Origin of the sequence: Pseudomonas sp. S30_BP2TU TE3576 (assembly GCF_050436025.1) — a bacterium.
In the GTDB taxonomy this organism is placed as follows: domain Bacteria; phylum Pseudomonadota; class Gammaproteobacteria; order Pseudomonadales; family Pseudomonadaceae; genus Aquipseudomonas.
In genome coordinates this window covers 284,829-298,780 of record NZ_JBNDLK010000001.1, presented here as the reverse complement: position 1 = coordinate 298,780, position 13,952 = coordinate 284,829, and the positions used below count along the sequence as shown (strand labels likewise).

The window sequence follows — 13,952 nt, the reverse complement described above, 5'->3', positions numbered from 1 at the left end:
GGCGCAGGGTTAGCCGAGAATGCTTTTAACTTTGTCGCGCAACTGATCGATGGAGAACGGTTTACCGATCACATGCATTCCTGCCGGTGCATCGATGCTTTCGGCATACCCGCTGGCAAAAAGGACCGGAAGGGTTGGACGCAAAGCACGTGCTTCATTGGCCAGTTCGCGGCCGTCCATGATCGGCAGGCCCACATCCGTCATCATCAGATCAATGGGTTGGCTCAAGTCCTTGAGCCTCTCCAGCGCCTGTTCACTGCCATCGGCTTCCAGTACGTGGAATTTCAGTTCCTCCAGCACGTCGACGATCAGCATGCGCACGATGGCATCGTCTTCGACGACGAGGATGATGGAGGCATGGTCGGATGACATAGTGAGATTCCCGAAAAAATTGGCGTTGCCGATCGCTCGAAATCAGCGGCCTCTTGCATGAGTAAGTGACGGATCCCGACAAGTTCCCAACGCGATGGAAAAAAGAATAGCGGCGCAGGTCAGGCAAGGATAACCCGCTGCTTTGGGGAGCGCGGTGGAATGTAGGACCTTGCGCGATAACATGTCAGAAAATTGGATCAGTGTGCGATTTTTGGGGCAAACTCCTTGCACTCTGACAGTTCGACAAGGCCTTCCCCATGACCCCTGCGTCCTCGGTTGATGAGCAACGATTTCGTAAACTCCTGAGCCGCAACATCAGCCTGCCCTTGGGTCTGGGCCTCATCAGTGCAGTGTTTTTCGTTTCGCTGATCACCTATTTACTGTCGACGATCCAGTGGGTGGAACACACCGACCGGGTGATCAATAACGCCAATGAAGCGGTCAAGCTGACCGTGGACCTGGAAACCGGGATGCGTGGTTTCCTGCTCAGTGGCGACGAACATTTCCTCGATCCCTACGAAACCGCCAAGCCGCGAATTGCCGTGGCGCTCAATACCTTGCTCGAACTGACCGCCGACAACCCGGTGCAGGCCGACCGTTTGCTGCGGTTGCAGGCACTGCAACAGGAGTGGGTCCATTACGCGCAATCGCTGATCGATTTGCAGCGCAGCAGCGGTGACTTTCGCGCCGTGGTCAAGGCCGGCCGTGGCAAGCGACTGACCGATGAAATTCGCAAGCAATTCGAGGACCTGATCGACGCCGAACAACAATTGCGCACATCGCGCAATGAAGAAGTGCGACGTACCACGGTCATGAGCATCAGCCTCTATCTGTTGTTCATTGCCGGTGTCAGTGGGTTGCTGGCGTATGTCGGGCGTCGCGATTTGCTCAGTCTTTCGCAAAACTACAGCGTCAACCTCGCTGCCCAGCAGGCCAGCGCCCTTCGTCTGGAGCAGCAGGCCTGGCTGCGCAACGGCCAGACCGAACTGGCTGAGCAAGTGCTGGGGCAATTGAGCTTGAACATGCTGGGTCGCAACATTCTGCAATTTTGCGCGCAGTACCTTGGCTCCGCCGTGGCAGCCATTTATGTCCGTGAAGACCATGGCGGGCTCAAACGCATCGCGACCTACGGCTTCTCTCGTGAGCAGGAAGATCGCGAGCAGCAGATTTACAGCGACGAAGGCATTGTCGGCCAGGTGGCGCAACAGGCGCGGCTGATTCGCCTGGACGAGGTGCCGGGTGATTATTTCAAGGTCAGCTCCGGCCTCGGCGAAGGTTTGCCGCGCAGTGTGCTGGTGGTGCCAACCAGCGACGACGACCGGGTCAATGGCGTGATTGAGTTGGGTTTCCTGCGTCCATTGACCGACCGCGATGTCGCGTTGCTGGAATTGATTGCCAGCAATATCGGCACGTCCATCGAGGCCGCACGCTATCGCCAGCGCTTGCAGGAAGTGCTGGCTGAATCCCAGCAGCTCAATGAAGAGCTGCAAGTGCAGCAGGAAGAGCTCAAGACCGCCAACGAAGAGCTCGAAGAACAGTCGCGGATTCTCAAGGAGTCCCAGGCGCACCTGGAAACCCAGCAGGTGGAGCTGGAGCAGACCAACGAACAACTCGCCGGGCAGGCAGAAGCACTGGCCGAGCAACGTGACGCCATGGACCTGAAAAATATCGAGCTCAATCAGGCCCGGATCCAGCTCGAAGAGCGCGCGCTGGAATTGCAGCGTTCGAGCAAGTACAAGTCCGAATTTCTCGCCAACATGTCCCACGAGCTGCGCACGCCGCTCAACAGCTCGTTGATCCTGGCCAAGCTGCTGGCGGAAAACCCGGAGGAAAACCTCAGCGCCGAGCAGGTCAAGTTCGCCGAATCGATCTACTCCGCCGGCAATGACTTGCTCAACCTGATCAACGACATTCTGGATATTTCCAAAGTCGAGGCCGGCAAGCTGGAAATCCGCCCGGAGAGCACCAGCGTGGCGCGTCTGGTGGAGGGCCTGCGTGGCCTGTTCCAGCCGTTGGCCACGGACAAGCAGCTGGATTTCCAGGTGGATATGCAGGACGGTGCACCGCAGATGTTGTTCACCGACCGTCAACGCCTGGAGCAGGTCCTCAAGAACCTGCTGTCCAACGCCGTGAAGTTCACTGAAAAAGGCAGCGTCAGCCTGGCTGTCGCCATGGCGCCAAACGAGGGCATTGCGTTTACCGTGCGCGATTCCGGCATCGGCGTTGCGGTGGATCAGCACGAAAGCATCTTCGAAGCGTTCCGTCAGGCCGATGGCACCAGCAATCGGCGTTACGGCGGCACCGGGCTGGGGTTGTCGATTTCCCGTGATCTGGCGGCCTTGCTCGGCGGCTCCATCAGCGTGAGCAGCACGCCGGGGCAGGGCAGTGTGTTTACTCTGGTCTTGCCGCAGCAGTACGTGGAACCGGGCGAAGTGCCTGTCGAACCGATGCGAGCCGTTCCTGTGGCGGCTGCACCTGTAGCGCCGCCCACGTTGTCGCCATTGATTGCCGACGTCGACATTCCGCGTTTTGACGACGATCGCCACAACGGTCCGTTCACCAGCCGCTGCATTCTGGTGGTGGAGGATGAGCCGAACTTTGCGCACATCCTCTACGACCTTGCCCATGAACTGGGTTACCAATGCCTGGTGGCCCATGGCGCCGACGAAGGTTATGACCTGGCCAAGGCGTTCATTCCCGATGCGATCCTGCTGGACATGCGGCTTCCGGATCATTCCGGCCTGACCGTGCTGCAACGTTTGAAGGAACACGCCGAAACCCGGCACATCCCGGTGCATGTGATTTCGGTCGAGGACCGGGTTGAAGCGGCAATGCACATGGGCGCCATTGGCTATGCGGTCAAACCGACCACCCGCGAGGAACTCAAGGACGTGTTCGGCCGCCTTGAGGCCAAGCTGACCCAAAAGGTCAAGCGCGTGCTGCTGGTCGAAGATGACGATTTGCAACGCGACAGCATTGCCCGCCTGATCGGCGACGATGACATCGAAATCACCGCCGTTGGCCTGGCGCAGGAGGCGCTGGACCTGCTGCGGGCCTGCGTCTTCGATTGCATGATCATCGACCTCAAACTGCCGGACATGCTCGGCAATGACCTGCTCAAGCGTATGTCCACCGAAGACATCTGCTCCTTTCCTCCCGTCATCGTCTATACCGGGCGCAACCTGACCCGGGATGAAGAGGCCGAACTGCGCAAATATTCGCGCTCGATCATCATCAAGGGCGCACGTTCGCCGGAGCGGCTGCTGGACGAGGTGACGCTTTTTCTGCACAAAGTCGAATCACGCTTGTCCCATGAGCGGCAAAAAATGCTCAAGGTCGCCCGCAGTCGCGACAAGGTCTTCGAGGGCCGCAAGGTGCTTCTGGTGGATGACGATGTGCGCAACATCTTCGCCCTCACCAGCGCGCTGGAGCAAAAGGGCGCGGTCGTGGTCATTGGCCGCAACGGCCACGAAGCGATTGAACGATTGAATGAGGTGGAAGACATCGATCTGGTGTTGATGGACGTGATGATGCCGCAGATGGATGGCTTTGAAGCTACCGTAGAAATTCGCAAGGACCCGCGTTGGCGCAAGTTGCCGATCATTGCGGTGACGGCCAAGGCCATGAAGGACGATCAGGAGCGCTGCCTGCAGGCTGGCGCCAACGATTACCTGGCCAAGCCCATCGACCTGGACCGCCTGTTTTCGCTGATTCGTGTCTGGTTACCGAAGATGGAACGTATCTAGTGGAGCGCAATTATTCAGGGGAGCGAAACAGCGAAATCGAATTGCGGTTGTTGATCGAGGCGATCTACCTCAAGTACAGCTACGATTTTCGCGATTACTCTGCAGCTTCGATCAAGCGCCGGGTCAACCATGCGTTGAGTCAGTTCGAGTGCAATACCATCTCGGCGTTGCAGGAAAAGGTCTTGCACGATCCCGCCGCGTTCATGCAATTGCTGCAATTGCTGACCATTCCGGTCAGTGAGATGTTTCGCGACCCTTCGCACTTTCTGGCCATTCGCAAGGAAGTGGTGCCGCTACTCAGGACCTACCCTTCGATCAAGATCTGGATCGCCGGATGCAGCACCGGTGAAGAGGTGTATTCGATGGCCATTCTGCTGCGCGAAGAGGGCCTGCTCGACCGCACGATCATCTACGCTACCGACATCAATCCGCGCTCCCTGGAAAAAGCCAAGCAAGGGATTTTCTCGATGGAGAATGTCCGCGCCTACACTGCTAATTACCAGCAGGCCGGTGGCCGGAGTTCATTTGCCGACTACTATACGGCGGCTTATGGGTACGCCATTTTCGACAAGACGTTGCGCGAGAACGTGACCTTTGCCGATCACAGCCTGGCGACGGACAGTGTATTTTCCGAAACTCAATTAATTTCATGTCGTAATGTATTGATTTATTTCAATAAAAAACTTCAGGATCGAGCGCTTGGACTGTTTCATGAGTCCCTCTGCCATCGCGGTTTTTTGGTGTTGGGCAGTAAGGAAACCCCGAATTTCTCAGCCTTCGGCAATCAGTTCGAGCCGCTGGTCAAACAAGAACGGATCTACCGAAAATTATGAACAGTGCAACGAACCTGCCGGCGATCGAGGCGATCGTGATCGGTGCCTCCGCCGGTGGCGTCGAGGCGCTGTTGAACATCCTCGGCCCGCTGCGCGAGGGTTTCGCACTACCGGTCATTGTCGTGCTGCACCTGCCGGATGAGCGCTGCAGCCAACTGGCGGAGGTGTTTTCCCGCCGGGTTGCCCTGCCGGTGCTGGAGGCGTGCGACAAAACCCCGGTCGAGGCCGGCACGCTGTATTTCGCCGCGCCCGGTTATCACCTGTCGGTGGAGCAGGACCGCAGCTTCTCCCTGAGCCTGGAGCCTCGAGTGCATCATTCGCGTCCCGCCATCGACTACCTGTTCGAATCGGCCGCCGATGCATACGGAGCCCATCTGGCCGCGGTATTGCTCACCGGTGCCAACCGTGACGGCGCGCGCGGGCTGGCCCAGGTCAAAAAGCGCGGAGGCATGACCATCGTGCAAGACCCGCAATCGGCCCAAGTCGCCACCATGCCCCAGGCTGCGCTGGATCTGCACCAGCCGGATCACATACTTCCTGTACGCGGCATCGGCCGTTTGCTTGTCGAGCTGGAACGAATCGCATGCTAAGTAATATCCAGGCCAAACTGCTGATCGTCGACGATCTGCCGGAGAATCTGCTGGCGCTCGAAGCGCTGATCAAGCGTGAAGACCGAATCGTGTACAAGGCGCTGTCCGCCGACGAAGCCTTGTCCCTGCTGTTGCAACACGAATTCGCCATGGCCATCCTCGATGTGCAGATGCCCGGCCTGAATGGTTTCGAGCTGGCCGAGTTGATGCGTGGTATGGAAAAAACCAAAAACATCCCGATCGTTTTCGTCAGTGCCGCCGGACGCGAACTGAACTACGCGTTCAAAGGCTACGAAAGCGGTGCCGTGGACTTCCTGCACAAGCCGCTGGACATCCACGCGGTCAAGAGCAAGGTCAATGTGTTCGTCGACCTGTATCGCCAGAGCAAGGCGATGAAGGAACAAGTGCTGGCCCTGGAGCACAGTCGCCGCGAACAGGAGGCTCTGCTCAAGCAGCTGCAAGACACCCAGCTGGAACTGGAGCAGGCGGTGCGTATGCGCGATGATTTCATGTCCATCGTCGCCCACGAAGTGCGCACGCCGCTCAACGGCCTGATCCTTGAAACCCAGTTGCGCAAGATGCACCTGGCCCGGGACAACGCTGCCGCCTTCACCCTGGACAAAATGCACGCCATGGTCGACCGCGACGAGCGGCAGATCAAAAGCCTCATACGTTTGATCGAAGACATGCTGGATGTCTCGCGCATTCGCACCGGCAAGTTGTCGATCCGGCCGACGTGCTTTGATCTTTCGGCGCTGGTTCGGGGTATGTTGCAAAATTTTTCCCAGCAGATCGACGCCGCCGAGTCGTCGGTCACACTCGATGCCGGGCAACCGGTGATCGGAAATTGGGACGAGTTTCGTATAGAGCAGGTCATGTCCAACCTGTTGACCAACGCCTTGCGCTACGGGGCCAAAGGCCCGATCTCGGTGAAGGTATACAGTGAGGAGGGCCGGGCGCTGGTGGAGGTGCAGGACCAGGGGATCGGCATCAGCGAAGAAAACCAGAAGCGGATATTCCAGCAGTTCGAACGGGTATCGGCCAAACACGCCGTCGCCGGACTGGGCCTGGGATTGTTTATTTCAGAACAGATTGTGACCGCCCATGGCGGTACTATTACCGTCCAGAGCAGGATTGGCGAAGGCGCCTTGTTTCGCGTTTGTCTGCCGCTGTAGGAAAACAGCCAGATAAACGCAACCTCTGATCGACCCCACGGTCGTATCAGCAGCAATTGACCGAACAAAGGCTTCCCATGAGCGAAGATGCACAAGATGTAGTACTCGTCGTCGAGGACGATCCCTCGATTCTGATGGTGCTGTCCGCTTATCTGTCGGGTGAGGGGTACCGCGTATTGCAGGCCGAAAACGGCGAGCAGGCGTTTGAAATCCTGGCGAGCAAACCGCACCTGGACATGATGATCACCGACTTCCGCCTGCCCGGTGGCATCTCCGGCGTGCAAATCGCCGAGCCGGCCGTGAAGCTGCGACCGGAACTCAAGGTGATTTTCATCAGCGGCTACGCCCAGGAAATCCGCGAGACGGACAGCCCGATCACGCGCAAGGCGCCGATTCTCGAAAAGCCGTTCGATCTGGATAAATTGCAGGAACTGATGCAAGACATGCTTTCGTAAGTGCGCCGTTGGTTCTCGTACCTGTAATTTCTGACAGTTGACTGGAGTGTTGTATCAGCAGATAACGTTTCGGACGTCATGTGGCTCATCCCTGCATGTCAATCCGGAGCGGGGTCATGCACAGACATACACCAACACTCTCAGTGATTGATCCGCGCCGCGCCGTGGTTCGTGAAGTCGCCTATCATCGGCGCTCGGACCAGCAAACCCCTCAAGCGCGTATCACCCAACATATCTACAGCATCCGCAACCGTACCAGTCATAGCCGCGATCCGCGGCTTTTTGCCCTGCGTGAACACGATAGGGATACACCCGCCAATCAGACCACCCTCAGCACCCTGACGGGACTGCCCCTGCTTTCCATCAACGTGGATGCCGGGTGGCGGTTGAGTCTTTACGGTGCTGCCGGGCAAAGGCTGGAAGATTGGGATCAGAAACGTAATTATCTGCGCATGACCTACGATTCATCACTGCGCCCTGCGCGCGGTTTTGAGTCAGCGATGGGCGAAGAGCGGCAAACGGCTTGTTTTGCATACGGTGACGGGTTGGAGGAGTCCGCCAGACACAATCGCTGCGGTCAATTGATCCGCCACGATGACTGTGCGGGTACTCAGTACTTCACCGAGTTCGGTGTGCTCGGTGCACCTCTGCATCAAACCCGACGTTTTCTGGCGCACCTTCAGTTACCCGACTGGCCGGAGGACGAAACCGAACGTGACAAATTGCTCGAGCCTCAAGGAGCGCTCACGCAAATGAGCTTTAACAGCGTTGGTGAGTGGGTACGGCATGTTGACGCTTTGGGCAACGAGCAAAAGCAGCGTCAGACCGTTGCCGGTGAGTTGTTCGAAACCCGCATCAGGCTGGCCAACACCGATGATGAAATCACCCTGGCGGGGGACATTCAATACAACGCCTTCGGACAAATCGTGCAGCAAACGGCCGGCAACGGCGTGGTAACGCGCGCCGTTTTCGATCCCGAGGATGGGCGGCTGGCAACACTGCAAGCGCAGCTGGCAAGTCAGCCGCCGTTGCAGAGTCTGACGTATGCCTATGATCCAGTCGGTAACCCGATTCGCAGTGCTGACGACACCCAGTCGATTCGCTACTCGCGCAATCAACGTGTTGCTGCGATCAATACCTGGCAGTACGACACCCTCGGCCAACTCATCGAAGCCAGCGGCCGACAGCGATGCAATGCCCCCGGCGGCCCCCATTTGCCGGCCTTCGTTTCGCCACCGGACCCTGGCCAGCTTGAGAACTATCTCCAGACGTTCGACTACGACGCCGGTGGCAATCTGGAGGTTCTGCATCACCACGCTGACAGCGCAAATCGAACCGAGCGAACGGCCGTTGCAACCTTGAGCAACCGAAGTTTGCCTTGGGGCGATGGCATCGAATCACCCGGGAACAGTGAAATTGATGCAGCTTATGACGCCTGCGGCAATCTCAACGTGCTTCAATGGGGACAGACTCTGCACTGGGACGCACGCAACCGCTTGCGGCAGGTCGATCAGGTGGTGCGGGAGAATGAACCGGCTGACTCGGAGATCTATATCTATGACGGCGATGACCAGCGTGTGCGAAAAATCCGTACGGCGGATACTGGCACATTGACCCGGACCCATGAAACCCGCTACTTGCCGGGGGTCGAGATTCGTACAACTCCGGATGAGACCCTGCATGTCATCAGTGTCCAGAGCGGTAGATGTACCGTGCGGATCCTGCACTGGGAAAGGGGCTCGCCACCGGACGGTGCCCGGCATCAGTTGCGTTACTGTCTTGCCGATCATCAGGAATCCAGCACGCTGGAACTGGATCAAGACGCCAGGATCATCAGCCAGGAAAGCTACTACCCCTACGGCGGCACAGCCTGGTGGGCAGGTCGGGACAGGGTTGAGGCCAGCTACAAGACCATTCGTTATTCAGGGCAGGAGCGGGACGCGACAGGGCTGTATTACTACGGATTTCGGTATTACATGCCGTGGCGACAGCGTTGGTTGAGTGCCGATCCGGCTGGAGCGATAGATGGGTTGAACCTGTATCGGGTGGTGGGGGGCAATCCGGCCGGACATGTCGACTGGCTCGGATTGGCCAAAACCCGGATTGGGAATGTGAAACGCATCACGGCGACCCTCGCTGCAATTGGTCGCGGAACTGTCAAACGGGCCGCAGGATATGGTGCAAAGCAACTGGTAAAAAAGGCACTGAACGCATCGCTGGGGCGAATGGCAAGTTACCCCGCTGCAATCATGTCAGGTGTGGCGGCGGGCTATGTCGGTGGCTCGACGATGGTCCATGTCCTGGATCGCCAGGGTGACAGCGGTATCCGCAAGAATCTGGCCGTGGCGGGTGTGGCAATTTTCAGCTTCGGTGTGGGTTTCACCCTGGGTTTAACAGCACCCGACCCAATCGGTATTGTTGAAGGGGTTGTTAAATCAATGAGTTCGAAAGCGGTTGGGCGGGTAATTTCCCGAGTAGGACCTTCCATTGCTCCTGGCATCAACACCCGAGGTGCTCTGGCCGTAAACACCATTGCCAATTTAAGCGGCAATATGGCTAAGGGCATGTGGTCCGGGGCAGCGCCTGACGGCGTTCATCCGATATTGAATTCCGTTGCCGGTGTCGTAATGAAAATTGCCGTGGGCGACGCGGTTCGCTTTGTTGGAGGAGTGGACTCTCGACTCAAGGAAAGCAGGCATCGCGAATTGATGACATTGCCAACGGGCGGGGATTTGATAGAAACGGGGAAATCGTTGATTCACGATGCAGCGGTACAGTCGGTTTACAGGCTGGGTAATACCGAAGTCGACAACGGGCTGACGGCTGTTTTGGGGCCGCAGGCCGCAGAGTCGGCATGGCGGGCCGGGGTCAGCAAGTTGAAACCAGTTAATGAGGTCGCAGCTATCGGTACCTACCTGTACAACGAGCAGAGAAACGGGCAGGGGATCACGGAGCATAAAAAACGCTCAACTACGACGATGCAGGTATGACTGTGGGGACATTGGGGTGTCGTGGTGCTGCATCCCCCCCGGATATGGCGGACTCTCAGGCACCCCTTGTGTGACTGTCCAGCAGTCATCGTCGGAGCGCCGCCCGGACCAGGCTCGCTCCCACAAGGTTTGCGGTATTCAAACGCTTGACTGACTGGCATTAGGCGAAGGCGCGGTTATATCAGTCGGGGTTAAAGCCCTTGTTGCAACGCCGGATCATCGGGATTCATCTGCTCGAGTTGCGCCAACAGGATCTGCACGTTTTGCAGTTGGCCGCTTTCCTTCCAGTATTTGATCAGCAACACCCGGGCCTTGCGGTCGTTCGGATGGCGCTGAACAACTTCCTGCAATTGTTTCTGCGCTGCTTCCAGCTCCTGCTCGCCGTGCAACGTGGTGGCCAGGTCGTAGCGGTAATCCCGGTTGTTCGGCTCAAGTTCAACGGCCTTGGACAGACCGAGCAGGGCGAATTCGCTTTGGTCGTGATGCAGCAACCAGAGCCCCAGGGCATGTTGCAGGTAGGCTGAATCGGGTTGTGCCTGGAGTTGCCTGGCCAACAGCTGCCGGGCGGCGTCGTTCTGGCCCTGTTTATCGAGCACCTCGATTTGCAGCACCAGCGCCGGCAGGTTGTCCGGCGCCAGGCGCAGGGTGTTGTCCAGCGCCAGTTGCGCTTCCTTGAGCTCAGCATTGTGCAGGTGCAGCCGGGCCAGTTGGTATTGGTTGTCGGCGCTTTGCGGTGGGTTCTTGAGCACTTGCTCCCAGGCGTCGATGGCTTGCTCCAGTGGCCCGAAATACAAACCCAGTTCATCCGGGGACAACCCCAGCAGCGCGTTGATCGCGGCCAGTCGCACGCTTTGTTCGCTGTCATCGAGCAATGGCCCCAGCAATAAACTGCGCTGGCCGTTCGGTACCAGGCCGCTGATGCTCTTGATCGCGGCGATACGCACCTCGGGCGATTCGTTCTGTAAGTCGGCATCCGCCAGTTTCAGGGCCACCGAGCTTGGATAGTTGGGCAGCTCGGCATGCAGCCAGACTCGACGCTTGGGAGACAGGTCCGGACGGGCCAATTGCTGATAGAGCACGCGCGCGGCACCTGGCTTGCCGGCCCGGGCTGCTGCCAGCGCTTCGCTGTAGCCATGCTGGATGGCTTCGGGAACCACCGGGGTGGTATCGCGCAGGGAAAACCACGCAAGGCCGATGACGAGCAGGGCGAAGAGGCTGATAAACAGATAGCGGCGGGACTTGGGCATGCAGGAATCCGGAAGCTGGCGAGCTTTTGCAAAGGCGCAAGCTTCGGTCAGGCAAAGCGTTGAGTCAAACCTTGACGACGGTTACGCTCGATTCAAACGATTGAAAAACCCTTCAGCCGGCAAAGAATGGGCCTACAGGCTGTGTCGACAGCAAAACCTCTCTTGGCACCGCTGCAGTGACTACGCTTGCTGGAGGTGTCTCGACGAGCGTTCCCATGCAAGCGTTGCTGCAATACTTCAAGGCCATTATCAACCCCGGGCCCGGGGTGTTGCTGTTTGCCTTGCGAACCATTGCGGCGGGGCTGTTGACCCTGTACCTGGCGTTCCTGTTCGATCTGGACCAGCCCAAATGGTCGATCATGGCCGTGGTCATCATCAGCCAGCCACTGGGTGGCATGGTGCTGGCGCGCAGTTTTGGCCAGGTCATCGGCACCACCATGGGCGCGGTTGTCGCGGTGGCTATCATGGCGATTTTTCCGCAGGCACCGCTGCCTTTCATCACCACCCTGGCCCTGTGGCTGGCGCTGTGCACCGCCGGTGGCACGCTGTTGCGCTACACCAGTTCCGGGGCATTCGTGCTCAGTGGCTACACCGCGGTGGTCATCGCGTTGCTGGCGATTCCCGATCAGGATGGCACCTTTTTGCTGGCGGTGACGCGCCTCACCGAAACCTTGCTGGCCGTCGCCTGCGTGTGCGTGGTCAGCCTGCTCACCGCCAGGCCGGAAGCCGTGGCCCGGGATTATTTCGCCAGGATCGATCAAATCACCCGGTTGCTGGCTACCCATGCCAGCGCCGTCATCCGCACCGAAGAAAGCGAAGCGGATTTCCAGCACCGGCAAATGCAGCTGTTGGGCCAGATCAGCGGCCTGGAGGGCGTGCGTCGGCACATGTACTTCGATGCGCCACGGCTACGCAATGCCAACGGCCTGGTGCAACTATTGGGCAACCAACTGGTGTTGTTGACCGCTAGGCTGACCGCTCTGCGCCATCAGCGGCTGTTGTTGACCGAGCGCTGGGAGGGGGAGTTGCCTGAAGAGATTCAGCAGTTACGCGCCGAAGAGCTGGCCTTTCTCGATGAACTGGCGCAGCAGGGGCGTTCGCTGTCCAGTGAACAACGCCATCACTTCACGTCGCTGCAAAAACGCTTCGATGAGCTGGCGTACAGGGCCGAACAATTGACCGAGCCGCTGCCGGCCACCTTGCGTTCACTGGCCTGGTCGCTGCGCTGGGAGCAAGCGCGTCTGCTGCAGCAACTGGAGCAGATTCTGGAATTGAGCGATGCAATCCAGAGCGGGCGACCCGCCAGCAGTGTGTTTCGCGGGCGGGAAAACCCGCTGCATCTGGATTTTACCCTGGCGACCATGAATGCCGTCCGGGCCTTTTCCGCGCTGTTGATTGCCGGCCTGATCTGGATCGAAACCGGCTGGGACGGTGCGCGAGGCGGAATGGTGCTGCTGGGAATCCTTTGCTCGCTGATGTCGACGTTTCCACGGCCGTTGCTGGCCGTTCAAAGCTATGCGAGGGGATTCGGGCTGGCATTGGTGGCCTCGGCGCTCCTTGAGTTCATGTTTGTCCCGATGATCAGCAACTTCGAGATGCTTGCCTTGCTCCTGGCGCCTTTGCTCTACGCCGTCGCGGTGGGGCTGGCCAGTCCACCCACCACAGGTACCGGCATTGGCCTGGGGCTCACGACTTTTCTGTTGCTCGGCCCGTTGAACGTGGGGATTGGTCAAAACACCGCCATCCAGTGGTTTGAGTTTGCCGGGGCCTACACCTGCGCGACCGTGCTGGCGTTAAGTGTCTATGCGCTGATTTTTCCGTTCAGGCCGGATTTGCGCATGCGCCGGCTCTACAGAGAAAACTGCGAGCAGGTGCACGCCTTGCTGAAAACCTCGGCGACCGATGAACAGCAGTTTGCTTTCGAGAGCCGCATGGTTGATCGCCTGACCATGATGCTGGGGCTGCTGCCGGCGACCCAGGAGCCACAATCGCGGGAGCTGTTTCAAGTCAGCCTGGCCTGTATGGCACTGGGCATCGCCTTGAACCAGCTCAGGCAACAAGGGCAGAGCAACGCACTGCTGAGCCCATCAGTGCAAAACCGCTTGTTTTCGACGGTCCGGGACACCGGGAGACTGGTCGCCGGTCGGCCCGGGATCGAAGTGGCTCAGGTGCTGGACAGCCTCCACAGCTTGGGCGACGAACTGGATGCCTTGCATACCAATGTCCATGAACATTTGTGGTCGGTGTTCCGTATGCGTGTAGCGCTGTTAATCGTAGTGTCATTCGTCGAACGTTATCGCGGTTATTTTGAAGCCTCAGGCCTTGAAGGAGATCCTGTCCTTGCCCATTGATCTGGAAGTAGGTGGTGCCTATCTGCCCCCGATTGCCCAGGCGCTGCTGCTGGGCCTGCCGATTTTTCTGTTGCTGGACTGGACGTTGCGCCGCCTCGGAGTGCTGCAGTTTGTCTGGCACGAGGCATTGTTCGAAGGCGCGTTGTACGCCTGCGTCTGCGCTACATTGATTCTGGTGATGGGAGCCTGATGC

At 58.5% G+C, this 13,952-nt stretch carries 10 protein-coding genes; 8 read left to right on the top strand and 2 right to left on the bottom strand.

Going from position 1 to position 13,952, the window contains the following annotated elements; translation table 11 throughout:
- Window positions 1–9 precede the first annotated feature (9 nt).
- The gene (locus ABIA48_RS01190) at window positions 10–372 is read right to left on the bottom strand and encodes a response regulator (RefSeq protein ID WP_429486627.1); all 363 of its coding nucleotides are present in this window, start codon (window positions 370–372) and stop codon (window positions 10–12) included.
- A gap of 257 nt (window positions 373–629) precedes the next feature.
- Between ABIA48_RS01190 and ABIA48_RS01185 the strand changes: the two genes are divergently transcribed.
- The 6 genes from ABIA48_RS01185 to ABIA48_RS01160 all read left to right on the top strand — a co-directional run bounded on the left by ABIA48_RS01185 (window position 630) and on the right by ABIA48_RS01160 (window position 10,161).
- Window positions 630–4,118, top strand: coding sequence for a response regulator (locus tag ABIA48_RS01185; protein WP_429486625.1), 3,489 nt, complete (start codon window positions 630–632; stop codon window positions 4,116–4,118).
- On the top strand, window positions 4,118–4,951 hold the full coding sequence (locus ABIA48_RS01180; protein WP_429486623.1) for a CheR family methyltransferase: 834 nt from the start codon (window positions 4,118–4,120) through the stop codon (window positions 4,949–4,951). Before ABIA48_RS01185 ends, ABIA48_RS01180 begins: the two co-directional genes overlap by 1 nt.
- Window positions 4,948–5,541, top strand: a complete 594-nt coding sequence (locus ABIA48_RS01175) for a chemotaxis protein CheB (RefSeq protein ID WP_429486621.1) — start codon at window positions 4,948–4,950, stop codon at window positions 5,539–5,541. The genes ABIA48_RS01180 and ABIA48_RS01175 overlap by 4 nt, the downstream gene beginning before the upstream one ends.
- A complete protein-coding gene (locus tag ABIA48_RS01170; RefSeq protein ID WP_429486619.1) occupies window positions 5,535–6,716 on the top strand; it encodes a hybrid sensor histidine kinase/response regulator in 1,182 nt (393 codons plus the stop codon). Before ABIA48_RS01175 ends, ABIA48_RS01170 begins: the two co-directional genes overlap by 7 nt.
- Before the next feature lie 77 nt (window positions 6,717–6,793).
- Complete coding sequence (locus ABIA48_RS01165; protein ID WP_007983728.1) at window positions 6,794–7,171, top strand: response regulator; 378 nt, start codon at window positions 6,794–6,796, stop codon at window positions 7,169–7,171.
- 116 nt (window positions 7,172–7,287) lie between these two features.
- A complete protein-coding gene (locus ABIA48_RS01160; RefSeq protein ID WP_429486616.1) occupies window positions 7,288–10,161 on the top strand; it encodes an RHS repeat-associated core domain-containing protein in 2,874 nt (957 codons plus the stop codon).
- Window positions 10,162–10,352: 191 nt separating this feature from the next.
- Here ABIA48_RS01160 and ABIA48_RS01155 read toward each other — a convergent pair whose 3' ends face one another.
- On the bottom strand, window positions 10,353–11,408 hold the full coding sequence (locus ABIA48_RS01155) for a tetratricopeptide repeat protein (RefSeq protein ID WP_429486615.1): 1,056 nt from the start codon (window positions 11,406–11,408) through the stop codon (window positions 10,353–10,355).
- Window positions 11,409–11,623: 215 nt separating this feature from the next.
- Here ABIA48_RS01155 and ABIA48_RS01150 point away from each other — a divergent pair, with 215 nt between their 5' ends.
- Both ABIA48_RS01150 and ABIA48_RS01145 read left to right on the top strand, forming a co-directional pair.
- A complete protein-coding gene (locus ABIA48_RS01150; protein WP_429486613.1) occupies window positions 11,624–13,759 on the top strand; it encodes an FUSC family protein in 2,136 nt (711 codons plus the stop codon).
- A complete protein-coding gene (locus ABIA48_RS01145; RefSeq protein ID WP_032829912.1) occupies window positions 13,749–13,949 on the top strand; it encodes a DUF1656 domain-containing protein in 201 nt (66 codons plus the stop codon). The genes ABIA48_RS01150 and ABIA48_RS01145 overlap by 11 nt, the downstream gene beginning before the upstream one ends.
- Window positions 13,950–13,952: the final 3 nt, after the last annotated feature.